The 540-nt window shown below is 37.0% G+C and carries 1 protein-coding gene; it reads left to right on the top strand.

Annotated features, from left to right (window positions below):
* The coding region (locus ACFSR0_RS11890) for an RNA-guided endonuclease InsQ/TnpB family protein (protein ID WP_379983019.1) at positions 1-540 on the top strand (540 nt) is incomplete at both ends.

Here is a 540-nt window from a genome sequence, read left to right as displayed (position 1 = left end):
GAAGCAACGTCCTAAATACGCTTGGTTGAATCACGTATCAAACAATATAGCCAAGCAAGCTGTAAAAGATGCATGTGATGCCTACAAAAAGTGGTTTGATGGTAGGACAGATAAAAGTCGTTTAAGGGCTGAAAAGCCACATTTCAAGTCAAGAAAGAAATCAAAACCAGCTTTTTATAATGACACTATCAAATTGAAAGTAAAAACTAAATTGGTTTTGCTTGAAAAAGTTGGTTGGGTAAAAACAAGCGAACAGTTGCCAGTGAATACGAAGTATTCTAACCCACGAATCAGCTTTGATGGAAAGTATTGGTATGTTTCAGTTGGTATTGATGAAGAGCAACCAGTGCAGGACTTAACTGGTGAAACCCTTGGAATTGACCTTGGTATCAAAGATTTAGCGATTGTTTCTAATGGTAAAATCTACAAGAACATGAATAAAACTGGCAAAGTAAGAAAGATTGAGAAGCGATTACGTCGGTTACAGCGTAAAGTCTCTCGAAAATACGGTATGAATAAGGAGGGAAACCGATTTGTCAA

It is taken from the genome of Enterococcus camelliae (genome assembly GCF_042685105.1).
GTDB lineage: Bacteria > Bacillota > Bacilli > Lactobacillales > Enterococcaceae > Enterococcus_G > Enterococcus_G camelliae.
This window is presented reverse-complemented; position numbering and strand designations above follow the sequence as displayed.